Raw genomic sequence first — 23,694 nt, 5'->3', positions numbered from 1 at the left:
GCCGATTTCCATCAAATAGAAATACATTTAATTATTTATAGAATACAATATTTTAAAATAATACTTATTTTTAATTACACAAAAATATTGACAAGAAAATGATGATGGTTATTTAATATATAAATCTTATTAATAATTTTTATTAATCATTATCATGGTACAGCAGCTTGTTTGGACTCCGAAACAATCCGCGCCCAAGGCATTTCCCGAACGTCAGGCATTAATGCCCGTTTGGGGCGGCGTTCCAATACCGCGTCCCCAGTGGCAGAACATTTGGAAGAAAAAGCTTCCCCATGCTACCGATGTGGACGCGCTTGCTTATCTGCATATTCCATTTTGCGCCAACCATTGCGTTTTTTGCGGCTTCTACCGTAATGCGTGGAAGGACAGCCAAAGCAGCGTGTACACCGACAAAATTATCGAAGAAATGGCCGCTGAAGCCGAAGTCCGTACAGGAAAGGGCAAAATCCGAGCCGTTTATTTCGGGGGCGGTACGCCCACCGCGTTGCTTACGGAAGACCTCGTCCGCCTGATTCGTGCCTGCTACCAATATTTGCCTCTTGCCGAAGACTGCGAGTTCACCATCGAAGGGCGCATGAGCCATTTCGATTTGGAAAAAGCACAGGCCTGTCTCGAAGCAGGGGCCAACCGCATTTCCATCGGCGTGCAAACCTTCAATACCGCTATCCGCCGCCGTCTCGGCCGCAAACACAGCGGCGACGAGGCGTTTGAATATTTGGCAAAACTGTGCGAACTCGATGCCGTGATTGTCGCTGATTTGATGTTCGGCCTGCCCAATCAAACCGATGAAGTTTGGCAAAACGATATCGCCCGTGCCACCGAGCTGCCGCTGTCCGGTTTGGATACGTACGCGTTCAACCTTTATCCCATGCTACCCATCAACCGCATGATTGAAAAAGGCGCATTTCCGACACCGCCGGGCTTTGATATTCAGGCAGACCAATATGCCTACACGGTTGAAACACTACTGGAAAAAGGATGGGAACAGGTCAGTAACAGCCACTTCGCCTATCCCGGCCGCGGCGAGCGCAACCGCTACAATACCCTGATCAAATCCGACATTCCCTGTTTGGCGTTCGGCTCCGGCGCAGGGGGTAACTTCGGCGGTTTCAGCTATCAGGTGCAGGGCGATTTGGAAAGTTATCTCGCCACGCCGAAAGGCGAGAAAAACATCGCATTTATGAGCGGCCATAGTCCAAATAAAGCACTGCTCAGCAAAGTTCAGCACGATATTGAAACAGGCCGTCTGAATCCATTATTGTTCGACGGCAACAAAGCAGCGCAAAAGCTGATTGCCCAATGGCAGGAAATGCAGCTTTTTAAAGAACCCGATTCAGACGGCCTTATCCGTTTGAATACCAGCGGCCGTTATTGGTCGCCCACCCTTATCCGCAAACTCATGCTCACTCTTCCAACTCAAGAAAAGGATCCAACCATGCAAAAACTTTCAGCCGAACAACAAACCATGTTGCGTCAATTATTGGAAAAAAATCCCGGCCAAGTGCTGGAAATGCTGGCCGCGCAAAACCAATGCAGTTTTGAAGACGTTATCCGCTGTCTGCCAGAAGAGAACGTGCGCCAAACAGAAGGCAGCCGCATAGTCGAAATCCTCCAAGCCGTTGCCGCATGGGATGAATCCGTTACCTTCATCGCCCACACCCCCGATGCCATCGTCGAAGTCAGCGGCAAACTGCCTAACGGCAAAGTCGGCCGCGGTTTCTACAACTTTGACCATCCCGAAACCGACGGTGGCGTACACGGCCACATCTACTATGAAAACTGCGCCTCCATCTACCTTTTGGAACGCCCGTTTATGGGTAAAGCCACTTGCTCGCTCAACTTTATCAACCGCAACGGCGGCGCCATGTTTAAAATTTTCGTCGGCCGCGATGAAGCAGGCGAGTTGAAACAACATCAAATCGAAGCCATGCGCAAACTGTTTGATGCCGCTTAAACGGTTTCAGACGGCCTGAAAATCCGTTCCTTGTTGCATAGAGGAGCGGATTTTCTAACAATAAACATCTACCATACAAAGGAACCCCAAACATGCAACTCATCTTCGGAGCCAACGGCCCGTCTGGCCGAGCCTATATCCGCACATTGACTGACTCAGCCGATACCGTCGCCGTATTGAGAAGGCCGTCTGAAGACAGCTTTTTTACCGAACACAATATTCAAACCGTCGTCGCCGATGCGCTTGATGCCGATGCGCTCGATAAAGCGTTGGCACAATACCGTCCCGATACCGTGATCAGTTTTGTCGGAGGCAAAAACGAAGAGGGCATCCGCAGCGATGCGCTGGGCAATATCAACATTATTGCCGTTACGAAAGCCGTCAATCCGCAAGCCCGCTTTGTACTGATTACCAGCATGGGCTGCGGTGAACAATGGGACATGATGAGCGAGCCGTTCAAACAGGCACTCGGCGAAGCCGTCCGTGCCAAAACGGAAGCCGAAATCTATCTCAAACAAAGCGGTTTGAATTGGACTATCCTGCGCCCCTGCGGCCTTGCCGATGGCGAAGATAATGCCTATACCTTGACACAAAATGCCCAAGAAATTCCGCAAAAATACATGACGCGCAACGGCTTGGCCGCTGCCGTTGCTGCCATTGTCGGCCAAGCGGACAGTAAGGGCGAAACGTATAGCGTTGGTGCGGCATAACCGGATTGAGTAGGCCGTCTGAAACTGTCTTTTAATTGTTTCAGACGGCCTGATTTTTTCTTAAAATACTGTTTTTATTCTGAATATGAGCAAAGAAATCAAAATAACAGACACAAAAAAGACCGGAACATATCCGGTCTTTTTTTATGGTTTAGCACTTAAGCTTGGTAACCTTTCGCTTCAGCAAGCAGGGCCAGCAATTCTTCAGTCGTATCCCAACCGATACAGGCATCCGTAATACTTTGACCATAAACTTCAGGCTTGTCTTGACGGCCTTCAACCAAGTGGCTTTCCACCATCACGCCCATGATGTTTTCTTCACCGGCTTTCAACTGTGCCGCAACATCGCGCGCCACATCCATTTGTTTGCGGAAGTCTTTACGGCTGTTGGCATGGCTGCAGTCCACCATCAGTTTGCTGCTCACGCCGGCTTTTTGAAGCTGCGCAACCGCGTCTTTAACGTGTTCCGCGCTGTAATTAGGCTCTTTACCGCCACGCAAAATCGCATGGCAGTCAGGGTTGCCGCTGGTGTGGACAATCGCGGAATGACCGGCTTTGGTTACAGACAGGAAGTGGTGCGGATGATTGGCGGCGCCGATGGCGTCGATGGCGATTTTCAGGTTGCCGTCCGTACCGTTTTTAAAACCGACAGGGCAGGAGAGGCCGCTGGCCAATTCGCGGTGCACTTGGCTTTCAGTCGTACGCGCACCAATCGCGCCCCAAGAAATCAGATCGGCGTAGTATTGCGGCGTAATCATGTCCAAGAATTCAGTCGAAGCAGGCATGCCCATTTCGTTCAAAGTCAGCAACAACTGACGCGCTTGGCGCAGGCCGTAGTTGATGTCAAACGTACCGTCCAAGTGAGGATCGTTAATCAGGCCTTTCCAGCCAACGGTTGTACGCGGTTTTTCAAAATACACGCGCATTACAATCAGCAGCTCTTTCTCATATTTTTTGCGCAAGGGCAGCAATTTTTGCGCATATTCAACCGCCGCCTTAGTATCGTGAATCGAGCATGGGCCGATGATGACCAGCAAACGGTTGTCGCGGCCGTGAACCAAATCCGAAATCTCATGACGTGTTTTATAAACCAAATTGGCAACCTGAGGCGTAACAGGCAGCTCATACAAATGCGCGATTGGAGGGAGTAACTCTTTGACTTCCTTAATTTTAATGTCGTCGGTAGGGTGGTGTTGGGACATGATGAACTCTCTTGTTTATTTTTGATACAGGTTACAGGTTTTAGCAGAATTAAACAAGGCTTAGTTTTTTGTTTTAGCAATTTTATTCTAAAATTTCTTTATTTTAATTATTTTATAGAATTTAAAATCAGTTTATTTATAAAAATTAATATTTAATGCTATTTAAAAATTTCATTTATATAATAAAGGGCTTTGAGTTTTTATCAAAATACAGGCCGTCTGAAAATTTCAGACGGTCTGAAGTTTTACATAGACCCATAAATTGAGAAGCGTGAAGGCTATCGGTATTGTTCCAGCAAGGGCGAAGAGAAAGGAGTCCAATACACGCCTTTAAGGCCGCTTTCAACCAATTTGTCATTCAGCCAAGTGTTACAAGTATTGAATAAATGATAGCGTCCTTTGGCTTCATAAAAAGCATCGTTAGATTGATGATGGATTCCTTTTAGCAAGATGGGGTGCCCATTTTCTTGTTGAAAACCGGCCAAGAGCGATTTTGTTAAATTCCTGTATTGCTCAGGCGTGACCAAAAATTTGACGATGTGGCTATTTTCTTGTGGTTCAAAAGGATAATAAGTAACATGAATTAGCGTACGGTTCAGCCCGCTTAATGCACCAAAGGCATTAGAGAAAGTCAAATCTTTCCACTCAGGCGTGTATAAATAAAAATTGCGCTCCCCCCAGCCTAAACCGATATGCGTTATTTGAGGATCAGCAGTAAGCGTGTCTTTTAGATTGACGATATCCGACCAATCAAAAATATCATTCTTCAGCGGCATGACTACATCAGTATGCACGCCGTTACTGACTAAAAATAAAGTAATTTCCCCTTTGGGCTGCTCTTCATTAAGCGGCAATGAAGCCATCATCCAAGCAGACAAAAAATACAATAGGGCAAAAATAGGGATGATCAGCGCTATTTTGCCGATTTTTTTGAGGATGTGGAGAAAGGAGCGCATTCGTTTTTTAAAGGCGATTAAGTTTGAAGGTGTATATTTTCCATTAAATTTGTACTTTTTTCATTAGAAATGAGTGGGTGGTAGGTATCTTGCGACTAATGATAAAAATGGTTGTTTAATTTAAATAAAAAAGGCCGTCTGAAATATTCAGACGGCCTTTCTTTAATTAAAACGGGATACCAAATCTCATCTCAATCCATGTTGGAACGCTTATTTTGCAGAGCTGCTGACTTGTTTCATCCAGGCGAACAGTTCGTCTAAGTCATAATCGCCGCCGTGGCCGACATCCCAAGGCAGGGCGTAGTCGACGGTTTGGCCATTGTTTTGCAGTTTGGCGGCTAAGACGGCGGAGACTGCCAACGAGGTGTCGCGGTCGTTGGTGCCGACGCGGATGCGCCAGTTTTTCGGCAGGTTTGCACCCGGTTTACCAATGTAGTTGAGCGGGTTCATGATTTTGATGGTTTCTTCATCTGCGATTTCGGCGTTGGCGGCGGTGTTGTGTTGCATGGAGAACGCGGTAAAGTAGCGTTTGTCGACGGTATTGGTGCCGAAGAGTTGGTTTTCGCCTGTGCTTAAATCTACGCCGTCAAAGGCCGGCGGTGTTTTTTGGCGGCCGGCGGCTTTGGCGTAGGCATCGAAATCGACGGAGACAACTTTGCCTTTGCGGACGGTCAGCCAAGTGCGGTCGCTCAGGTCTTTGCCTGCATCAAGCTGGGCTTGTGCGGATTTGGCAAGTAAACCGGCAATATGGTTTTTAAAGCTGCCGTTGCCTTGGGCGTTCAACGTCAGGGGTTTGCCTTCGGGGGATTTCAGGTTCAGGCTGTTGAGGTATGCAGGGTATAGGGGTTTGAGGAGGTCGGACAGTTTTTTCTCGTCATCGGTCAGTGTGCCTGCGACCAGCTCGCGTTTGATGCGGTAGTCGAGCATGGAAATGTTCATTTTTTTGTAGTCGTTGATACCGTTGAACTGCCATTCGTAAGCCATATCGGCATGGTCCAAATCGGTAATCGGACAGTAGGCGGATACGGCGAAAACTTTGTCGCTGCCGTCTGCCGCGCCTAAGGCTTTGAGGTGGTTTTCGTAATCTTTTTGGTCGGCTGTCGCGCCTAAGAGGGCGGACATCGCGCCGCCTGCGCTTGTGCCGTTGGAAATGATTTTTTCGGCATCGCCGGGCATGGCTTTGTCGTTGGCTTTCAGATAGCGGACGGCGGCTTTCAAATCGACAATGGCGGCAGGTGCTTTACCGGTGGATTCCGTTCTGCCGCGCGCGCCCGGGGAGGCGACGACGTAGCCTTTGGAAAGGGCGGTCAGCGCGGCGTTCGGCGATTTTTGACCGTCTTCAGGTTCGCCGCGTTTACCTTCCAAAGCAGGTTTGCCCGGTTCGGCAGGCATATAGCCGCCGATTTGGTTGGGCAGGAAAATCGGTGCGGTTTCGGCGTTGAAACCGTCTATCTCGCCGCCGTTGTAATAGGCTTCGGGTACATAAATATTGATGATTTCGTAACGGGTATCGACAGGATTGCGGACGTAAACTACGCCTTCGTAAGCGCGGAATTTGATGGCCTGACCGTTCACTTCGATGCTTTGTTCGGTGTATTTTTGTTTGGAGAAGTCTAGGTCGTAGGTGTCTGCGGTTTTGACGGAAGCGCAGGCGCTCAATCCCAGCGCGACAGAAACGGATAAGAGGGTTTTGTTTAGGGCGTTCATCATCATACTTTCTGAAGAGGTAAGCGGATATGATAACGAATACTTAGGCCGTCTGAAACGCCAAGTCGGGTTTCAGACGGCCTGATTTCTTTGTAGCGTTATGTAGTGTTGTACGTTACGTCGTAAAGTAATATGGGCGTAAACTTCATCTATTTGATAAATATGAATTTAATAAGACATTATGCCTTAAAAAATCTATTGATTCGGTATCTGTAAAAGTTTGAATCTGTCTTGTAAATAAGTATGCAGGACAGGCATTTTTGCTTTTTTCGCAGATTGGTACTACTTGTCAGAACGTTTTGCTCAATTCGACAAACATTTTGGTTTTGCCGTATTCGTAGAACTTGTCGTTGCTCCATGTTTTGTTGTGGGCAATGGTCAGGCGCGGGGTGATACCTTTGAAATGGAGGGCGCGGTGCCATACGCTTAGGGAGGCGGAGGCTTCTTTGTCGCGGCGGTTTTGTTCGTTGCTGAAGAAGCTGGGGGCTTGGTAATGGCGTTGGGCGGCGCTGAGGCGTAGGACGGTGGAGAGGCCTTTGGGCCATTCTTGTCCCCATGTGGTGCGCAGGGCGTAGCGGTTGAAGCTGTCGCTTTTGTCGTCGCGGTTGCGTTCGCGGTAGAGGTCGATACCGGCTACCCAGTATTGGCGCGCGTTGCGGTAGTACACGATGGAGTTGCTGAGCAGTTGGCTGGTGTTGTTGGAATGCTCGCGGCGGCCGTTTTTCAGACGGCCTGCTTCAAATGCGCTGAGGGTTTGCAGCTTGGGTTGCCACCAATGGTTGTAGTGGAGGCGTGCGCCGTTGGTGTAGGTGTAGGGGTCGTTGCCGTAGAAGCGGCGTTCATGGAACGGGGTCATGCCGATATCGTTGCGCTGGTCGGCATAGCCGATGCCTGCCGAAAAGCGTGTGGTGAGGTCGTTGTAGTTGGTGTGTTTGGGATAGATTTTGCCGTAATGGTCTGCGCCTGCCGTGGCATAGAAGCCGCGGGGCAGCGACCATTTTTTTTCTGCGCCGATTTGGTAATGGATGGCAGTGGCATCGATGGGTTCGGGGAATGTCCAGCCTCGGAAGCAGTCGTCGTCGGGATAGGCAAGGCGCACGGCGCGGCATTGTTCATCGCTCAGGTGGTTGCCCAGACGGCGTTGGCCGGGGGCTTGGTTGATGTTTTGTTCGCGCGTGATGTTCAAGCCGGCATTGAATTGCCATGAGTCGCGTTCACGCAGGGCTTTGCGGTAGGTTTCGATGCGTTCTTGCAAGGCAGGCGGGAGGGATTCGGTTTGTAGTTTGTCGAACTGGTCGGCTGCGGCTTCGTTTTGTTTGTCTTCAAACAAGGCGGTCGCAAGCTGCCAGCGGACGGCGGAGGCATCGGGTTGCTCGGCGATAAAGCGGCGGTAATGGCCGATGGCTTCGGCGGCGCGTCCTTCGGATTGGGCAAGCAAACCTTTGGCATAGCGTGCCATGGCGCGATCGTGTTCTGGCCATTGTTCGTAAATGGGCAAAACGGCTTTGATGCCGGGGATATTGTGGGCGACGACGGCGGAATACATGGCGCGTGCCAGTAATTCGGTGTTGGCAAGCAGGGTGTCGGCATCGACGTTGATGATTTTTTCAGACGGCCTGTTTGTCTGCTCGGCAGGAATGTTGTGCGTTTCAGGTTGTTGGGGTTCGGCAGTGTTGACTTGAAGCTCGGGTTTTACGTCAGGCGGCACATCGGCGGCGTGAAGGGAAAGGGGAAGGATGGCGAGGAGGAGCAGACGTTTTTTCATGGCAATGTTTGGGATGTTATCGGTATAAGTGGGCAGATTGTACAATGTTTTGAGTCGGAAATTTTACAAACCGAGTGCCATTATATCTGATAAAGACGACAAAAGGCCATCTGAAACCCGATGGGATTTCAGACGGCCTTTATTTGCGAGTCGGATTTAGTTTTGGTCCAAGTCCAAATCGGCTTTGTATTCGATACGGCCTTGGCCTTTGTCTTCGATGGAAACGTCCAGCTCTTGTTTGCCGCGTTTGAATTTCAGATCGGCATCGTCGTGTTTGATTTCAGACTCAACCACATGGAAACCTTTGCTGCGCGCGTGGGCGATCACTTTTTTGGCCAGGGAAGGAATGGAATTGCGTTGGCCGGAGAGTTCGGCTTCGTATTCAAATTCGCCGTCGCCTTGATGATCGGCTTTGATGGTGTGCGCGCCATCCGGACGGTAGATTTCGGAAGGCAACGGGGAGGCGAATGCCGTGGCGGAGAAAAGAGCCAAAATGCCGGTGGCCAGTAACGATTTTGCTTTGGTCATCGGTTTTCCTTTCTGAAAAGGGTTTTGAGAACGACATCATCTTATCGGCAGGTATGAGGGGTGGCAAGCGGATAAACACGATTTTACGCACGGCTACATGATTTGTTTGGAGGGTGTTGATTCTTTGCTTTGGGCTGGTGTTTGCTTGCAGAAAAATGCTGCCGGATAAGACTTAGCCGAGGCGGAACAATTCGCTGCCGTGCGCCTTCAGCCATTGTTCGGCTTGGTCAACATGTGGCGTAAGCGAGTGGGTCAGAGCCCAAAATGCAGGGCTGTGATTGGGATGGCGCAGGTGGGCGAGTTCGTGCAGGCAGACGTAGTCGGCGACATATTCGGGCGCACCGATGAGCCGCCAGTTGAGGCGGATGCCGGTGGTGTGGCGGCAAACGCCCCAGAAAGTTTTGGCGTTGGAAAGGGAAATGGCGCTCGGAGTCAGGCGGGTGGTTCGGGTATGGCCTTCGAGGCGTGGCAGCAGATATTCGTGCGCACGCTCGTGTAGGAAACGGCGCAAATGGGTGAGTTGGGCGGCGTTTTCTTTTTCGGGCAACAGGATTTCAGACGGCCTGATTTGGATGTGGTTTGCTGCATGGACGGACAAGGCCGTCTGAACGCCTTGATACCAAATCCATTCGGGAAGCGTGTCGGTGGGTGTTTGTCGGGCCGGTGCTTTGTTTAAGGTACGGCGCAGGATGGCTTCGTTGTCGTTCAGCCATTGGGTAAAGGTGTGCTGGGTAACAAACGGAGGGATATTGATGCTGACGGTATCGGCGGAAACGGGGCGCAAGATGAGGTTTTTCTTGGCGCTGCGTTTGAGCTGGATATGAATGGTGAGGCCGTCTGAAAGGGTATGGGTATGGAGGCGGGGCATGGTGTTTGAGTGAAAAGGGAGGGCATAGCGGCCCACCCGATGGAATGATTTATTTGGTTTTGGGGGCGAACGGGCCTTGTCCGGTAATCAGGGGCTGCTGGCTTTCAATCCATTGCTCGCATTGGGCCATGAGTTCGGCTTCATTGCCGTTGTTGTGGGCAATGGGTTTGCCGATGATGACGCTGACCGTACCGGGGTATTTGAGGAAGGAGTTGCGCGGCCAAAACTCGCCGCTGTTGAGCGCAACGGGGACGATGTCCATCTCAAACATTTTTGCCATGCGCGCGCCGCCGAGCTTGTAGCGGCCTTTTTCACCAGGCGGCAGGCGTGTGCCTTCGGGGAAAATGGTAATCCAATAGCCTTCGTTTTTACGCGCAAGGCCTTGTTCTAAGAGTTGTTTGTTGGCTTCGCGGCTGTTGCTGCGGTCGATGCCGATGGTTTTGACCAGCTTCAAGCCCCAGCCGAAGAAAGGGATTTTGAAAAGTTCGCGTTTGGCAACATAGACTTGAGGCGGAAAAATCTCTTGTAGGGCGAGGGTTTCCCAGCCGCTTTGGTGTTTGGAGCAAATGATGGCGGGGTGGTCGGGAATGTTTTCCGCGCCGCTTAAGGTGTAGTTTAAGCCGATGATGTGCTTGAGCGACCAGTTGAGGATACGCACCCAAACTTGCGCCATTTTGTGCGCGCCGCCTTGGAAGGGCAGGGCGAGCAGCATAAAGGGGAACAGCAAAATAATGCTAGAGGAAAGGATGAACCAGTAAATCAGGTTGCGGATAATCAGCATATCGGGGAAAAGTCTGTCGTTTGAAGGCCGTCTGAACACCGTTGTCGGCTGGTTTCAGACGGCCTTGTCGTTTATAGGATAGCTTGCGCGGCTTCTTCGATTTGTGTGTTTTCACGCATGATGTATTGCGAAAAAGCCAGCAGGTTGTCGAAGACTTGGGTGTGTTCGGGCAGGTCTTGCTCGTGTTTGGCCAGCGTTTTTTTGCCTTTGCCGGTCAGGACGAGCGCGGATTTGCCGCCTGCGGCATCAATGGCTTGCAGGTCGCGCAGGCTGTCTCCGACCAGCCAGGTTTCGGCGGCATTGGCCTTGAAGCGTTCGATGATGTCGATAATCATGCCGGGCTTGGGTTTGCGGCATTCGCAGTTGTCGGCAGCAGTGTGCGGGCAAAACCAAATGCCGTCGATGGTGCCGCCTGCTTGAACGGCAAGGCGGTGCATTTTCGCGTGCATTTCGGTTAGGTCTTGCACGGTAAAGTATTTGCGGCCGATACCGGATTGGTTGGTGGCCACGGCGATGGTGTAGCCAGCCTGCGTTAAAAAGGCGATGGCATCCATGCTGCCTTCGATGGGAATCCATTCGTCAACGGATTTGACGAAATCGTCGCGGTCTTGGTTGATGACGCCGTCGCGGTCGAGGATGATGAGTTTCATGGTGTGGGCTCTTATTTTTCTGCTTTCAAACTGCTTTTCCATTTTTCAAAGGCCGTCTGAAAAACGGGTGTCAGTTTGGCGAAGGTTTCCAGGGTGTTTTTGACGTGGTAGAAGCCGCCGAGCGAGGATGTGTCGAGGGCGAGGACGTAGTCTTCCATAAATGCGCCGTAGCCGTCTTCTTCGTCGGTGTAGTAGAACTCGGTAAACCGTTGGCCGAGTTCGGTAAAGTCGTCCGCCGTCAGTGCGCCGTCCATGTGTTTGAGCAGGAAGTGCCGTCCGCTGATTTTGCCCGAGGTCATGGCTGCGAAGTCGGCTGCGGTTTCGGGGGCGGTTTGCCAGACGGGGTTGACGAGGCCTGCCTGCGCCGCCCACTGCCAGTACATACCGATGTGGGTGGCGGCGTTTTCGGGCGGGAGCTGTTCGGGGTAGTCTTCGTCGAGATGGAAACGGATATTGTCGTACATGGACGGTGTTCGTTGGGGGAAAGGGGGTATTGTAGCGGAAAATAATGAATTAGGCCGTCTGAAAGAGGGTGTTTCAGACGGCCTTAAGGGAATTTAACCTTTAAATACAGGAACAAGTTCCATTTGGCTCAGTATTTGGGCGGCAATGTTAATGATGCCGAAGAGGAAGACCCAAACCATCAGCCAGAATCCGCCGTAAACTTTGTAGTTTTTGCCGGCACCGAATTTATGGCGCGAGCGGTAGAGCAGCATGGCGGGGATGATGCCGGTCCAGATGGTGGCGGCCAGGCCGACGTAGCCGATGGCGGTAACGAAGCCAGTAGGAAAGAGCAGGCAGGAAATCAGGGGTGGTAGGAAGGTCAGCGCGGCGGTTTTGGTGCGGCCGGAAATGCTGTCGTTCCATTTGAAGATGTCGGCGATGTAGTCAAACAGGCCGAGCGTTACACCGAGGAAGGATGTTGCGATCGCCATGTAGGAGAACAGGGTCAACACTTTGTCCATATTGCCGGTTTGGGCGAACTTGGACAGCGTTTCGATCAGGACGGAAACTTGTCCTTCTGCGGCGATAACCGGTGCGAACTCGCTGCGCGGCAGGTTACCTTGGATGGCGATTTGCCAGAGGATGTAAATCACAAGCGCAATCAGCGTTCCTGCCCATAGGGATTTGGCCACTTTGGGCGCGTCGCCTTTAAAGTATTTGAGCAGGCTGGAAACGTTGCCGTGGAAGCCGAATGAGGCAAGGCAGACGGGCAGGGCGGTGGCGACATAAATCCAGTAGCTGGTGCCGGCAGGGGCTTGGGTGTCAAACAGGACAGGCATTTTGGCATCGGCAATCAGGCCGCCGGTTGCCCAAATAAAGGTCAATACCATGCCGCCGATGAGGATGCTGGTGAAACGGTCAACCAAGCGTGCGGATGCCCAAACGCAAAAGGCGAGAATGCCGAAGAAGACGAGTTGGCCGACGGTCAGCGAAACTTCTCTGCCTACCGCGCTGCCGATGCCTTTGGCGGTCAGGTCGCCGCCGACGAAGATGTAGGCGTAGGTGAGCAGGTATAAAACGAAAGCGACGGCAACGCCGTTGATGACGTTCCAAGCCGGGCCGAGCAGGTCTTTAACCATAGTGTCGAAGCTGGCGCCGTGCGGATAATGGGTGTTGACTTCCAAAATCATCAGGCCGCTGGAGAGCATGGAAAACCAGGTGTACAGCAACACGGCCAGCGAGCCGGTAAACCATACGCCGGAGGTGGCGGTCGGGTTGGCAAGCATGCCTGCGCCGATAACCGTACCGGCGATAATCATCGCGCCGCCGAATAGGGAAGGGGTTTTGGTTGACATTGTTTATCTTTCTTCTAGAAATGCGTGGCTGCCATTATGCCGTAAAGTGTAAGAAAAGGTAAAGCAAAGGCCGTCTGAAAACCCGATTGTCGTTTTCAGACGGCCTTTGATGTGTATAAATGCAACTGATTAAATCAATTTTCGCAGTTTCAATTCGTTTTTCAGATACGCGTAATAAACCGGCGCGACGATGATGCCGCCGATGCCGAAAATGCGTTCAAAGACGACCATCGCCACCAGCAATTCCCATGCGCTGGATTCGATTTCCGAGCCGATGATTTTGGCGTTGAGGAAATATTCGAGCTTGTGGATGACGACGAGGAAAACCAACGAGGCGAGTGCGACGTAAAGCGATGCGCCGAGGCTCAAAATAATGATGATGGTGTTGGAAATCAGGTTGCCCGCCACCGGAATCAGGCCGACGATAAAGGCGACGATCAGGACGGTCATTTTAAACGGCAGCTCAACGCCGAACAGCGGTAAAACCAAGTAGAGGTACAGGCCGGTCAGGAAGGTGTCGATCAGCGAGATTTTGACTTGTGCGAGGAACACGCGTTCAAAGCTGGTTTCAAAATTGATGATGCGCCGCATCAATTCGGCTTTAAACAATGGCATTTTGTGGCGGTTTTTGCGCATTTCCAGGCGGTGGAAACTGAGCATGGCGCCGATGATGATGCCGATGAGGATGTACACGAAGGACGTGATGCTGTTTTTACTGATGCGGGTCAGCGCGGCGCGGTATTCTTCAATCAGCTTGATCGCCGAGGCTTTGATTTCGGCCATATTGTTGGGCAGCATATTGAGAATGGCCGCAGGCAGGTCTTGGCTGTTTTTGGTGTCTTCCAAAATTGCCGCCAGCTTCGCCAACATAAAGCCGACATGGCCGCCGTGTATCAGGTGGTAAATGCCTAAAGACATCATTGTGATGATGCTGAACACGATGGCCAGCGTCAGCGTAGTGGAAATCAGGTTGATATTGTGCGCGTTGAGCGATTTATGCAGCCGCGTGTTGCGCGGCAAAACACGGCGGCGGAGCTTGAGGATGACGCCGTTGGTGCGCGTAATAAAGATATAGGTCAGGATAACCGACAGCAGCAGCGGCAGCAAATGGTAGTGCAAGACAATCAGCAAGGCCAAGCCCATCAGGATATAGGAAGCGTTGCGGAAAGTCGGGTTGTCGGTGTGGGAAGAGAGTAAGGACATGTGAAGCCAATAAGGTAAAAAGCAAAAAAACAGGTCAGGCCGTCTGAAAAACCATGTTCAGACGGCCTAACTTAATGACAGCGATTAATCGTGCAATGAGGCCGCGTGTAGCGTGTTTTCCAACAAAGTGGCAATCGTCATCGGGCCGACGCCGCCGGGAACGGGCGTAATCATGGATGCGCGTTCTTTGGCAACATCAAACTCCACGTCGCCGCACAGGCTGCCGTCGTCCAAGCGGTTGATGCCCACATCGATAACGACTGCGCCGGGTTTGACCCATTCGCCTTTAACGAAATTCGGAATGCCTACGCCGACCACCAAAATATCTGCGGCAGCAACTTCATCGGCAAGGTTTTGCGTGGCACTGTGGCAAATGGTTACCGTCGCGCGGGACAGCAGCAATTCCAATGCCTGCGGGCGGCCGACAATATTGGACGCGCCGACGACGACGGCTTTTTTGCCTTTCGGGTCGATGTCGTAGGCTTCCAACAAAGTCATCACGCCTTTGGGTGTGCAAGGGCGCATCAGCGGCATTTTGACGACCAGGCGGCCGACATTGTAAGGGTGGAAGCCGTCCACATCTTTATGCGGCTCGATACGCTCCAAAACCGCTTGGCTGTCAATGTGTGCCGGCAGCGGCAGTTGCACCAAAATACCGTCGACGGCAGGGTCGCCGTTCAATTCGTCCACCAGTTTCAGCAAATCGTCTTGCGTGGTTTCAGACGGCAGCTCGTAAGAGCGCGATTCGATGCCGCTTTTTTGGCAGGCCAGTTTTTTATTGCGTACATAAACCGCGCTGGCAGGGTCGTCGCCAACCAATACCACCGCCAAGCAAGGCGTGTGCAAACCTTTTTCCTGACGCGCTTTTACCGCCTGCGCGACCGCCTCGATGCGTTGCTGGGAGATTTTTTTTCCGTCTATAAGTTGTGCAGCCATGATTTTTCCTCCTCAATAGGGATAAATATTGCGTTTAAATTATCGCATTTTTCAGACGGCCTGACACAAAAGAGTGCCTCAATTACGAAACATAAAAATAAATAACGATTAAAAATAATAAGATAACCAAAAAATGAAAAAATAAAGCAAAGTAAGTGTTGACCGGGTTAAAAAGGGTCTGTATAGTTCAGGTCTTCAGTCGGGGCGTAGCGCAGCCCGGTTAGCGCATCTGCTTTGGGAGCAGAGGGTCGTGAGTTCGAATCCCACCGCCCCGACCACAAAATTCTTCGCACGAATCGGCATGAGCGCCCGTAGCTCAACCGGATAGAGCACCGACCTTCTAAGTCGGGGGTTACAGGTTCGATTCCTGTCGGGCGTGCCAATTTTTACGGTGGCTGTAGCTCAGTTGGTAGAGCCCTGGATTGTGATTCCAGTTGTCGTGGGTTCGAGCCCCATCAGCCACCCCAGATGAAAGCCTGCATATTGTATGCAGGCTTTTTTCCGTTTATACCCAAATTTTACTTTAGATTTAATTAGGTTTCAAAAAAGTATTTATCAAACCGTTTCATCATGGCATCGGCAAAAATGGCGTTTGCCGTGATATCAAATATCAATGAATACGCAATCAAGCCCGAATATTGTACCGTTCGGTATCTTTTTATGGCGTTTCGCCGTTATCCTTTATAATACCCCGGTTATTTTCTGTTTCACTCCCAAAGGAACCGCATCATGTCCGAATGGTCAGCTCCAGAATTCGAATCTAAAATCTGTCCGCCCGAAAAGCTGGCGGAGCGTTTGGCGGCATTGCCCCGTCCGCTGGTGTTTACCAATGGCTGTTTCGATATTCTCCATAGGGGCCATGTAACCTATCTGGCGCAGGCGCGATCGGCCGGTGCGGCTTTGGTGCTGGCGTTGAATACCGATGCTTCGGTGCGCCGTCAGGGCAAAGGGGATGATCGCCCGATTAATCCTTTGGAAAACCGCGCGGCAGTGGCAGCGGCATTGGCGAGCGTGGATTTGGTCACTTGGTTTGATGACGATACGCCTGCCGCGTTGATTGAAATGGTCAAACCCGATGTATTGATTAAAGGCGGCGACTGGCCTGTGGATAAGATTGTCGGTGCGGCCGAGACGTTTGCGCGCGGCGGCAAAGTGTTTTCGATTCCGTTTTTACACCAGACTTCGACCACCAAAACGTTGGCGAAAATCCGCGAAGCCGGAGGAGGCGAATGACGGATTTGAACAGCCGCCATTGGGCCTTGCTCGCCGCGCTTTCAGACGGCCTGCCGCAACACGTTTCTCAGTTGGCGCGCGTGGTCGGTATGAAGCCGCAACAATTAAACGGATTTTGGCAGCAGATGCCGGGGCATATCCGCGGTTTGCTGCGTCAGCACGACGGGCAATGGCGCTTGGTGCGCCCTTTGGCTGTGTTTTCCGAAGAATCTTTGCAACAAATGGCCGGCAAACAGGGTTTTCGTGCGCAGTTGAAACACGAATGTTCGTCCAGCAACGATGAAATCATGGCGTTGGCGCGCCAGTCGGCAGATTTGGCGCATAAGGCCTTGTGTGTGGCGCATTTCCAAACCAAAGGCCGCGGACGGCAAGGGCGAAGCTGGGTCAACCGACAGGGCGAATGTTTGATGTTTAGCTTGGGCTGGGCGTTTGACAAGCCGCAGTATGAGCTGGGTTCGCTGGCGTTGGTGGTGGCATTGGCTTGTCGCCGCGCGCTTGCCGATATCGGTTTGGACGTAAATATCAAGTGGCCGAACGATTTGGTCGTGGCCAACGATAAATTGGCCGGTATTTTGATTGAAACGGCGCGGGTAGATAATAAGACTGTCGCCGTCATCGGCATCGGTATCAATTTTGTATTGCCGAAAGAAGTTGAAAATGCCACTTCCGTGCAGGCCTTGTTTCAGACGGCCTCTAAGCAGGGCGTAAGCGTCAAAACCTTATTGAATGCGGTATTGGTGCAACTCGATGCGCTGTTGAACGAATACGCGCAAAACGGATTTGCATCATGTGTCAGCGAATACAATGCCGCCAACCGTGACACGGACAGGCCGGTGTTGCTGCTTCAGGAAGGACGCGTTGTACATGAAGGCGTGGTCAAAGGCGTGGATGCGCAAGGCGCGTTGCGTTTGTTGACGGACAAGGGCGAAAAAACCATTGTCAGCGGAGAGATCAGCTTGCGTCCGGATAACCGCCCGGTACAACCTGCCACCGCCAAGCCGGAACGCTTTTTGCTGCTGGACGGCGGCAACAGTCAGTTGAAATGGGCGTGGGTGGAGAACGGCACATTTTCCGAAGTCGGCCGTGCGCCGTATCGTGATTTGACCCAGCTGGGTGAAGAATGGCTGCAATTTGCCGATGAAGATGTGAAGATTGTCGGTTGCGCCGTGTGCGGTTCGGTAAAAAAAGCGATGGTCGAAGAACAATTAACCCGTCCGGTCGAATGGCTGTCTTCCATGCCGCAGGCCTTGGGTATCCGCAACCATTATCGCCGCCCTGAAGAACATGGTTCTGACCGTTGGTTTAATGCGCTGGGCAGTCGTCGCTTTACGCAAAACGCCTGCGTCGTCGTCAGCTGCGGTACTGCCGTAACCACCGACGCGCTGACGGAAGACAATCATTATCTCGGCGGCACCATCATGCCCGGTTTCCACTTAATGAAAGAGGCGATGGCGCTCAAGACCGCCAACCTCAACCGCCCCATCGGCAAGGTATATCCGTTCCCAACCACAACGCCGAACGCCATTGCCAGCGGCATGATGGATGCCGTTTGCGGCGCGTTGATGATGATGCATGGCCGTCTGAAAGACAAAACGGGCGAGGGCAAACCGGTCGATATTATTATCACGGGTGGCGGCGCGGCCAGAGTCGTGCAGGCGCTGCCGGAGTCATTCGTTCATGACAATCAAGTGAAAATCGTCGATAATCTCGTGATTCACGGGCTCTTGCATTGGATTGCCCATCGCAACGGACAATAAAAAGGAAAACGCATCATGAAATGGCTGTTTGCGGTCTTGGTCGCACTCAACATCATTGTTTTTGGCAGCATGGTTGCCTATCGGACACAACATAAAACCGCCAAACCCGAATCTGCCTTGGAAGGCGGTACGCACGAATTATTGCGCCCGTCTTCTTTGGACGCGCCCAAAGCCGAGCCGCAGCAGGCATCGCAACCCGATTGGGTGGTGGTCGAATCAGACGGCCTGATTATGGCCGAACCTGAATCCGAAGAAGCGGAAGCCTTGCGTAAAAAGCAAGAAGCGCAGCAGTTGAAAGAGAAAAAAGAAAAAATGCGCCACGAGAAAGAGGCGCAAGAGCGTCGCGCCGCTGAAGAAGAGATGGGTGCAGCCGGCGTGGAACGCTTGTGTACCAGCAGCGCCACCGTGGTGATGGATGAAGATGATTACCACCGCATCAAAGGCCTGTTGGGCAAATGGCCTCATGCGGCCAGCCGCAGTATCGAAAAACGCAACGGCGCATCCGGTGGCGAGACTGCTTCCAAAACCTTCCGCGTGGTTTTGCCTGCCGACGGCGATACCTCCGCCCAGCTTGATGCCTTGGGCAGCCGCGGCTTTAGCGGCAGCATTCACAACGGTGAAATCAGCATTGACGTAACACGCAGCCGCTCTTCCGCCCAAGTTTTGATTTCACGCTTGTCCAGCGCAGGTTTCGGCGGCGCGCGCATTGTCGAACAGGAAGACAGAAGCGCACCCGATACCGGTTTGAGCGTGGCGCGCATGACCGTGGTCTTCATGGCGGTCGACGAGCGCGATGCCCAAGACATCAGAAACATTGTCGGCCGTTATGGTAAATTGAACATGAAAACCTGCCGATAATCAGGCCTATTCGGTTTCAGACAGCCTGATCAGCAATCGGTCAAGCCTGATAAACCAAGCGACACAAAACACGAAACCCACTGTATCGGCAGTGGGTTTCATGTTTTTCGGTTTTGAGTATCTGATATAAAGGGGAACAGGTATGTTTCGTATATGCGCACTCCGAGTATCAAGAGATAATGGGGAAGAGGGGGATAAAATCTGTCGTTTAATGGCTCGGATTAGGACGTCTTCCGAGTGAGTTTGATTATACGCTAATAATAACTATTATCAATAGCAAAATTGAAAAAATAAGGGGTTTTACTGTAATATTTTGTTTTTTATGGAAATTAAATTGCGGTGTTGGCTTTGCCATGATTGAAAAGGCCGTCTGAACGTCAAACAAACAGGCTGGTTGAAATAGGGTAAGGCAAACATTTCAACCCTATATTCCTATGTTTCAGACGGCCTTTTGATTTGTTTCAATCACTCATAAAACCAAGCAATCAACATATCCAAAGCCATATAAAATACCGTATAATCAAGGCCAAATTAACTTTGCCTGCTTGTCGGGCCGTCTGAAAAATTATGCAACAAACCTACGCCGCGGTACAGCGAGATTTGCTCGAAGCCAACCATCTTTCCCCCGATTTGCTCGCCCAAAGCCTGAGCATTATCGGCGCCAACCATGTCGATTATGCCGACATCTATTGTCAGCGCACTGCCCATGAAAGTTGGCATTTGGAAGAAGGCATCGTCAAATCGGGCAGCTTCCAAATCGATCAGGGCGTGGGCGTGCGTGCCGTATCGGGTGATAAAACCGCTTTTGCCTACGCCGACAGCCTGTGTATTGATTCGATCAACCGCTCTGCTAAAGCAGTGCGCGTGATTGGTGCGGCCGGTAGCGAAGCCAGCATCAAAGTGCCGACACCTGCCTACGGCAAGCATGTCCATATGGCGATTGACCCTATTGCCAGCCTCGGTTCTGCCGCCAAAGTCGCGCTGTTGAACAAAGTTGAAACGCTGGCCAAAGCCGCCGATCCGCGTATCGTGCAAGTGATGGCCGGTTTGACCTGCGAATACGACATGGTGTACATCGCCCGTCTGGACGGTAAACACGCTGCCGACATCCGCCCGATGGTGCGCATGAACGTTACCGTCATTGCCAAGCAGGGCGAGCGTCGCGAGCAGGGCAGCGCGGGCGGCGGCGGGCGTTATGATTTGGCGTATTTCGATGAAAACTTGGTTTGTCGGTTTGTCGATGCCGCCGTCAAACAAGCCCTGACCAATCTTGAGTCCCGTCCTGCGCCTGCCGGCGAGATGACCGTCGTTTTGGGCAACGGCTGGCCGGGCGTGTTGTTGCACGAAGCGGTTGGACATGGTTTGGAAGGCGATTTCAACCGCAAAGAAACCAGCGTTTTCTCCGGCAGAATCGGCGAGCGTGTGGCCGCCAAAGGCGTTACTGTCGTTGACCAAGGAGATATTGCCGACAGACGCGGTTCGCTCAATATCGACGACGAAGGCAACGAAACTCGCCGCACTGTATTGATCGAAGACGGGATTTTGGTCGGCTATATGCAGGACGAAACCAACGCCCGCCTGATGGGTACGCAATCGACCGGCAACGGCCGCCGCGAAAGTTACGCTTCTGCGCCTATGCCGCGCATGACCAATACCTTTATGGAAAACGGCGGCTATGAGCCGGAAGAAATCATCGCTTCCATTGACAAGGGCATTTACGCCGTCAACTTTGGCGGCGGACAAGTGGACATTACCAGCGGCAAATTCGTGTTCAGCGCATCCGAAGCGTGGTGGGTGGAAGGCGGCAAGCTGCAATATCCTGTCAAAGGCGCGACCATCATCGGCAACGGCCCCGAAGTGTTGAAACACGTTTCCATGATAGGCAATGACTCCACGCTCGACAGCGGCATCGGCGTCTGCGGCAAAGAAGGGCAGAGCGTTCCTGTCGGCGTAGGACAACCGACCCTGAGGATTGATGCCGGACTGACCGTCGGCGGTAGTGAAATTTGAACGGCAGGCCGTCTGAAAGGTTTTCAGACGGCCTTTTACATTAGGATGAAACCATGCAGGAACAGAATCGGAAATCAAGTTTTCCCATAGTGATGTTGCTGGTGTCGGTTGCCCTGTGGATAGCGTCTTTGTCCAATGTTGCATTTTATTTGGGCAATCATGAAAGCATGAAGGGTTTGACCGTTTTGATTTTGGGATCGATATTTGCTTCTTTGGATATAAGATATTGTGCGGCCTATGCCAATTATGTTTGGTTGGGGGCCATTGTTTTGCTGGCGTTGCGGAAGAAGGTCGTGCCTGTCCATGCGGCACTTTGGGGCTTGGCGCTGGTGGCCTTCAGTGTGAAAGCCGTACACGTCGATGAAGCAGGGAATACATCGGATATCGTGCGCTACGGCGCCGGATTTTATTTGTGGTATGCCGCATTTGCGGTTGCCACCATCGGCACGTTTGCCGGAAAGATTAAGGAAAGAAAAGCCACAACGCTGGCAGATGGGACGAAAAATGACGCTTGATGAATGGTTGCGCCAATCGGCACTGCCCAAAAATGAAGCGCGGATGTTGTTGCAATATGCGCTGGGTTATACGCGTGCGCAGCTGGTGACACGCGGTACGGACGATTTGGCAGAGTCTGCCCTGCAAACCTTGGAGGCTTTGGCCCAACGCCGTCTGAAAGGCGAGCCGATGGCCTATCTGTTGGGCGAGCGTGAATTTTACGGGAGACGTTTTGCCGTCAATCCTCATGTGCTGATTCCGCGCCCTGAAACCGAGCATTTGGTGGAAGCCGTACTCAAACGCTTGCCGCCGCAAGGTCGCGTGTGGGATTTGGGGACGGGAAGCGGTGCCATTGCCGTGACCGTCGCGCTTGAACGCGTTGATGCCGATGTTCGCGCATCCGATATCAGCGTCGGTGCTTTGGATACAGCCCGTCAAAATGCGGCCGAATTGGGCGCAAAAGTGGAGTTTGCGCAGGGGTCGTGGTTTGATACCGACAGGCCGTCTGAAGGCCTATACGATGTGATTGTTTCCAATCCGCCGTATATCGAGGACGGCGATGAACATTTATCGCAAGGCGATTTGAGGTTTGAACCGCAAAATGCGTTGACCGACTTTTCAGACGGCCTCAGCCATATCCGCCACATTACCCAAGAAGCTCCCAAATACCTGAAGGTCAACGGCTGGCTGCTGTTTGAACATGGCTATGACCAAGGCGAAGCAGTGCGAAATATTATGCTGGAGAACGGTTTTGCCGAAGTGGCAACCGAACAGGATTTGGCAGGATTGGACAGGGTCACGCTGGGGCGTTTGCCTGCTTAGTGGGCATGGTTTGTCGGAATATAAAAAAAGGGCGTGTCGATCACGCCCTTTTGGTTTTCTGGTTTAGCTGTTCAGACGGCCTGGTTTAACGCCAAGCAGCGACAAACTCCGCCCAGTGTTGTTTTTCTTCGGCTTGTGCAGCCAGATAATGTTTGATGCGTTTGATTTCGACTTCGTATTCGTCGGCATCGAGCGCGCCGCTCATCATGCGAAAGCGCATGTACATCAGGTAGGTATTGGCGGCATCGGTTTCGCAATAGTCGCGGATGTCTTTCAGACGGCCTGCATGATAAGCATCCCAAACCTTGCTGCCGTCCATGCCCAGTTTGCCGGGAAAGCCGCAGAGTTTGGCCATATCGTCCAAAGGCACGCTGGCACGCGGTTGGTAGAGGGCGAGCAAATCCATCAGGTCGCAATGGCGGGAGTGGTAGCGGCTGATGTAGTTGTTCCACTTAAAGTCGCGGCTGTCGCCAAAGTCGCCGTCGCCCATGTCCCAATAGCGGGCGGCGCTGATGCCGTGTATCAGGGCGCGGTAGTGGAGGACGGGCAGGTCGAAACCGCCGCCGTTCCAGCTGACGAGTTGCGGCGTATAGTTTTCGATGACCTCGAAGAACTTGGCAATCATGACTTCTTCGCTGTCTTCGGGATCGCCGATGGTGCTGACGCGGATTTTGTCTTGCCCCCAGCGCATACAGCAGGAGATGGCGACGACTTGGTGCAGATGGTGTTGCATAAAGTCGCTGCCGGTTTTGGCACGGCGTTGCTGTTGGGCAAACAGGACGACTTCGTTGTCGGGCAAATCGGCAGGCAAATCGTAAAGCTGGCGGATGCCGTTTACGTCGGGAATGGTTTCGATGTCGAAGGTGAGTATCGGAGTCATGGCGTGATCGGGTTGGATAAGGGATGATGTCATTGTGGCATGACGGCGCAGATAAAAAAAGAGGCAATCCCCCACAGGATTGCCCCAATACCTCAAATCAGAGATTTACGCTTCACAAACAATACAGGCTTTCACCTGCGGCTTTACAGATGCAGCTCAACTCTGCATCGGTAAACTTTCATTTCGGGCATTGCACCGAAATCCTCTAACATACCGCAATTTCTTGCAATATCAGAAAACTGCTTACAAAAGATCTAAAACCGGCTGAGGCCGTCTGAATGTTTTGTAATTTGATGTAGTGAAATTTACGCGAATTTTTACAGTTTGCCAAGTATTTTTTTCTGAGGGTCTGGTTCAGTATAAATTGCAAATTTTGTCATATTTTTGCAATTATATTTCATGATTATTTAAAAATTAGATATTTATTTTATTTTTTTAAATTTTAATTTAATTTTATTTCATATTTTGAATGATTAAAATGCATTTTTTCAGATGGACTGTTTTGTAATATATTGTTTTTAAAAGAAATTAAATTTAATATGTAAATGAAAAAAGTATA

21 protein-coding genes and 3 tRNA genes are annotated in these 23,694 nt (G+C 51.6%); 11 read left to right on the top strand and 13 right to left on the bottom strand.

All coding sequences use genetic code 11. The features are described 5' to 3' along the window. Positions 1-154 precede the first annotated feature (154 nt). Entirely contained in the window at positions 155-1,975 is a 1,821-nt protein-coding gene (hutW, locus tag ACTHR7_RS08450; protein ID WP_440370647.1) for a heme anaerobic degradation radical SAM methyltransferase ChuW/HutW, read from the top strand. Between the two features lie 92 nt (positions 1,976-2,067). Next, positions 2,068-2,685, top strand: a complete 618-nt coding sequence (locus ACTHR7_RS08445) for an NAD(P)H-binding protein (RefSeq protein WP_070460597.1) — start codon at positions 2,068-2,070, stop codon at positions 2,683-2,685. Positions 2,686-2,843: 158 nt separating this feature from the next. On the opposite strand, the gene aroG is transcribed toward ACTHR7_RS08445, so the two are convergent. The 12 genes from aroG to folD form a co-directional block, all read right to left on the bottom strand. Then, complete coding sequence (gene aroG / locus ACTHR7_RS08440; RefSeq protein WP_003683923.1) at positions 2,844-3,887, bottom strand: 3-deoxy-7-phosphoheptulonate synthase AroG; 1,044 nt, start codon at positions 3,885-3,887, stop codon at positions 2,844-2,846. A gap of 278 nt (positions 3,888-4,165) precedes the next feature. Further along, on the bottom strand, positions 4,166-4,843 hold the full coding sequence (locus ACTHR7_RS08435) for a TIGR02117 family protein (RefSeq protein ID WP_440370646.1): 678 nt from the start codon (positions 4,841-4,843) through the stop codon (positions 4,166-4,168). A gap of 210 nt (positions 4,844-5,053) precedes the next feature. Next, the gene (locus tag ACTHR7_RS08430; RefSeq protein ID WP_440370645.1) at positions 5,054-6,550 is read right to left on the bottom strand and encodes a subtype B tannase; all 1,497 of its coding nucleotides are present in this window, start codon (positions 6,548-6,550) and stop codon (positions 5,054-5,056) included. Between the two features lie 289 nt (positions 6,551-6,839). Then, positions 6,840-8,315, bottom strand: a complete 1,476-nt coding sequence (locus tag ACTHR7_RS08425) for a surface lipoprotein assembly modifier (protein ID WP_293208103.1) — start codon at positions 8,313-8,315, stop codon at positions 6,840-6,842. 156 nt (positions 8,316-8,471) lie between these two features. After that, positions 8,472-8,843 carry a hypothetical protein gene (locus tag ACTHR7_RS08420; RefSeq protein ID WP_107723974.1) on the bottom strand — a complete coding sequence of 124 codons (372 nt, stop codon included), beginning with the start codon at positions 8,841-8,843 and terminating at the stop codon, positions 8,472-8,474. A 172-nt stretch (positions 8,844-9,015) separates the two neighbouring features. Then, the gene (locus ACTHR7_RS08415; RefSeq protein ID WP_070647235.1) at positions 9,016-9,711 is read right to left on the bottom strand and encodes a M48 family metallopeptidase; all 696 of its coding nucleotides are present in this window, start codon (positions 9,709-9,711) and stop codon (positions 9,016-9,018) included. A gap of 49 nt (positions 9,712-9,760) precedes the next feature. Further along, complete coding sequence (locus tag ACTHR7_RS08410) at positions 9,761-10,492, bottom strand: lysophospholipid acyltransferase family protein (protein ID WP_070460589.1); 732 nt, start codon at positions 10,490-10,492, stop codon at positions 9,761-9,763. A gap of 71 nt (positions 10,493-10,563) precedes the next feature. Beyond that, entirely contained in the window at positions 10,564-11,142 is a 579-nt protein-coding gene (gene gmhB / locus ACTHR7_RS08405) for a D-glycero-beta-D-manno-heptose 1,7-bisphosphate 7-phosphatase (protein ID WP_039862535.1), read from the bottom strand. Between the two features lie 11 nt (positions 11,143-11,153). Continuing rightward, entirely contained in the window at positions 11,154-11,606 is a 453-nt protein-coding gene (locus ACTHR7_RS08400; RefSeq protein WP_070647236.1) for a DUF7832 domain-containing protein, read from the bottom strand. 93 nt (positions 11,607-11,699) lie between these two features. After that, entirely contained in the window at positions 11,700-12,941 is a 1,242-nt protein-coding gene (locus ACTHR7_RS08395; protein WP_070647237.1) for an aromatic amino acid transporter, read from the bottom strand. A 129-nt stretch (positions 12,942-13,070) separates the two neighbouring features. Beyond that, positions 13,071-14,144, bottom strand: a complete 1,074-nt coding sequence (locus tag ACTHR7_RS08390) for an AI-2E family transporter (RefSeq protein ID WP_070813641.1) — start codon at positions 14,142-14,144, stop codon at positions 13,071-13,073. A gap of 84 nt (positions 14,145-14,228) precedes the next feature. After that, entirely contained in the window at positions 14,229-15,080 is an 852-nt protein-coding gene (folD, locus tag ACTHR7_RS08385) for a bifunctional methylenetetrahydrofolate dehydrogenase/methenyltetrahydrofolate cyclohydrolase FolD (protein WP_070813642.1), read from the bottom strand. A 200-nt stretch (positions 15,081-15,280) separates the two neighbouring features. Between folD and ACTHR7_RS08380 the strand changes: the two genes are divergently transcribed. The 9 genes from ACTHR7_RS08380 to prmC all read left to right on the top strand — a co-directional run bounded on the left by ACTHR7_RS08380 (position 15,281) and on the right by prmC (position 22,255). Further along, positions 15,281-15,358: transfer RNA gene (locus tag ACTHR7_RS08380), tRNA-Pro, on the top strand. A 27-nt stretch (positions 15,359-15,385) separates the two neighbouring features. Continuing rightward, positions 15,386-15,462: transfer RNA gene (locus ACTHR7_RS08375), tRNA-Arg, on the top strand. Between the two features lie 9 nt (positions 15,463-15,471). Next, positions 15,472-15,547 (top strand) — tRNA-His (locus tag ACTHR7_RS08370). A 259-nt stretch (positions 15,548-15,806) separates the two neighbouring features. Further along, entirely contained in the window at positions 15,807-16,313 is a 507-nt protein-coding gene (locus ACTHR7_RS08365) for an adenylyltransferase/cytidyltransferase family protein (protein ID WP_141745162.1), read from the top strand. Then, complete coding sequence (locus ACTHR7_RS08360; RefSeq protein WP_070584598.1) at positions 16,310-18,070, top strand: bifunctional biotin--[acetyl-CoA-carboxylase] ligase/type III pantothenate kinase; 1,761 nt, start codon at positions 16,310-16,312, stop codon at positions 18,068-18,070. The genes ACTHR7_RS08365 and ACTHR7_RS08360 overlap by 4 nt, the downstream gene beginning before the upstream one ends. A 15-nt stretch (positions 18,071-18,085) precedes the next feature. Continuing rightward, a complete protein-coding gene (locus ACTHR7_RS08355; protein ID WP_440361892.1) occupies positions 18,086-18,928 on the top strand; it encodes a cell division protein in 843 nt (280 codons plus the stop codon). A gap of 567 nt (positions 18,929-19,495) precedes the next feature. After that, positions 19,496-20,938 carry a metalloprotease TldD gene (gene tldD, locus ACTHR7_RS08350; protein WP_107697127.1) on the top strand — a complete coding sequence of 481 codons (1,443 nt, stop codon included), beginning with the start codon at positions 19,496-19,498 and terminating at the stop codon, positions 20,936-20,938. A 53-nt stretch (positions 20,939-20,991) separates the two neighbouring features. Then, positions 20,992-21,453, top strand: coding sequence for a hypothetical protein (locus tag ACTHR7_RS08345; RefSeq protein WP_296185177.1), 462 nt, complete (start codon positions 20,992-20,994; stop codon positions 21,451-21,453). After that, entirely contained in the window at positions 21,443-22,255 is an 813-nt protein-coding gene (prmC, locus tag ACTHR7_RS08340) for a peptide chain release factor N(5)-glutamine methyltransferase (protein WP_440370658.1), read from the top strand. Before ACTHR7_RS08345 ends, prmC begins: the two co-directional genes overlap by 11 nt. A gap of 85 nt (positions 22,256-22,340) precedes the next feature. Here the strand turns inward: prmC and ACTHR7_RS08335 are convergent, their stop codons facing one another. Beyond that, the gene (locus ACTHR7_RS08335; RefSeq protein ID WP_440370644.1) at positions 22,341-23,135 is read right to left on the bottom strand and encodes a 3'-5' exonuclease; all 795 of its coding nucleotides are present in this window, start codon (positions 23,133-23,135) and stop codon (positions 22,341-22,343) included. Positions 23,136-23,694 lie beyond the last annotated feature (559 nt).

This window comes from Neisseria sp. P0007.S010 (genome assembly GCF_051962875.1).
In the GTDB taxonomy this organism is placed as follows: Bacteria; Pseudomonadota; Gammaproteobacteria; order Burkholderiales; family Neisseriaceae; genus Neisseria; species Neisseria subflava_A.
Note: the sequence above shows the minus strand (reverse complement) of the source record. Positions and strands in the feature narration are given on the sequence as shown.

Excerpts from the sequence above, each read along its gene's own strand:
- hutW (WP_440370647.1), top strand. The coding sequence starts at position 155 with ATGGTACAGCAGCTTGTTTGGACTCCGAAACAATCCGCGCCCAAGGCA.
- ACTHR7_RS08445 (WP_070460597.1), top strand. The coding sequence starts at position 2,068 with ATGCAACTCATCTTCGGAGCCAACGGCCCGTCTGGCCGAGCCTATATC.
- aroG (WP_003683923.1), bottom strand. The coding sequence starts at position 3,887 with ATGTCCCAACACCACCCTACCGACGACATTAAAATTAAGGAAGTCAAA.
- ACTHR7_RS08435 (WP_440370646.1), bottom strand. The coding sequence starts at position 4,843 with ATGCGCTCCTTTCTCCACATCCTCAAAAAAATCGGCAAAATAGCGCTG.
- ACTHR7_RS08430 (WP_440370645.1), bottom strand. The coding sequence starts at position 6,550 with ATGAACGCCCTAAACAAAACCCTCTTATCCGTTTCTGTCGCGCTGGGA.
- ACTHR7_RS08425 (WP_293208103.1), bottom strand. The coding sequence starts at position 8,315 with ATGAAAAAACGTCTGCTCCTCCTCGCCATCCTTCCCCTTTCCCTTCAC.
- ACTHR7_RS08420 (WP_107723974.1), bottom strand. The coding sequence starts at position 8,843 with ATGACCAAAGCAAAATCGTTACTGGCCACCGGCATTTTGGCTCTTTTC.
- ACTHR7_RS08415 (WP_070647235.1), bottom strand. The coding sequence starts at position 9,711 with ATGCCCCGCCTCCATACCCATACCCTTTCAGACGGCCTCACCATTCAT.
- ACTHR7_RS08410 (WP_070460589.1), bottom strand. The coding sequence starts at position 10,492 with ATGCTGATTATCCGCAACCTGATTTACTGGTTCATCCTTTCCTCTAGC.
- gmhB (WP_039862535.1), bottom strand. The coding sequence starts at position 11,142 with ATGAAACTCATCATCCTCGACCGCGACGGCGTCATCAACCAAGACCGC.
- ACTHR7_RS08400 (WP_070647236.1), bottom strand. The coding sequence starts at position 11,606 with ATGTACGACAATATCCGTTTCCATCTCGACGAAGACTACCCCGAACAG.
- ACTHR7_RS08395 (WP_070647237.1), bottom strand. The coding sequence starts at position 12,941 with ATGTCAACCAAAACCCCTTCCCTATTCGGCGGCGCGATGATTATCGCC.
- ACTHR7_RS08390 (WP_070813641.1), bottom strand. The coding sequence starts at position 14,144 with ATGTCCTTACTCTCTTCCCACACCGACAACCCGACTTTCCGCAACGCT.
- folD (WP_070813642.1), bottom strand. The coding sequence starts at position 15,080 with ATGGCTGCACAACTTATAGACGGAAAAAAAATCTCCCAGCAACGCATC.
- ACTHR7_RS08360 (WP_070584598.1), top strand. The coding sequence starts at position 16,310 with ATGACGGATTTGAACAGCCGCCATTGGGCCTTGCTCGCCGCGCTTTCA.
- ACTHR7_RS08355 (WP_440361892.1), top strand. The coding sequence starts at position 18,086 with ATGAAATGGCTGTTTGCGGTCTTGGTCGCACTCAACATCATTGTTTTT.
- tldD (WP_107697127.1), top strand. The coding sequence starts at position 19,496 with ATGCAACAAACCTACGCCGCGGTACAGCGAGATTTGCTCGAAGCCAAC.
- ACTHR7_RS08345 (WP_296185177.1), top strand. The coding sequence starts at position 20,992 with ATGCAGGAACAGAATCGGAAATCAAGTTTTCCCATAGTGATGTTGCTG.
- prmC (WP_440370658.1), top strand. The coding sequence starts at position 21,443 with ATGACGCTTGATGAATGGTTGCGCCAATCGGCACTGCCCAAAAATGAA.
- ACTHR7_RS08335 (WP_440370644.1), bottom strand. The coding sequence starts at position 23,135 with ATGACTCCGATACTCACCTTCGACATCGAAACCATTCCCGACGTAAAC.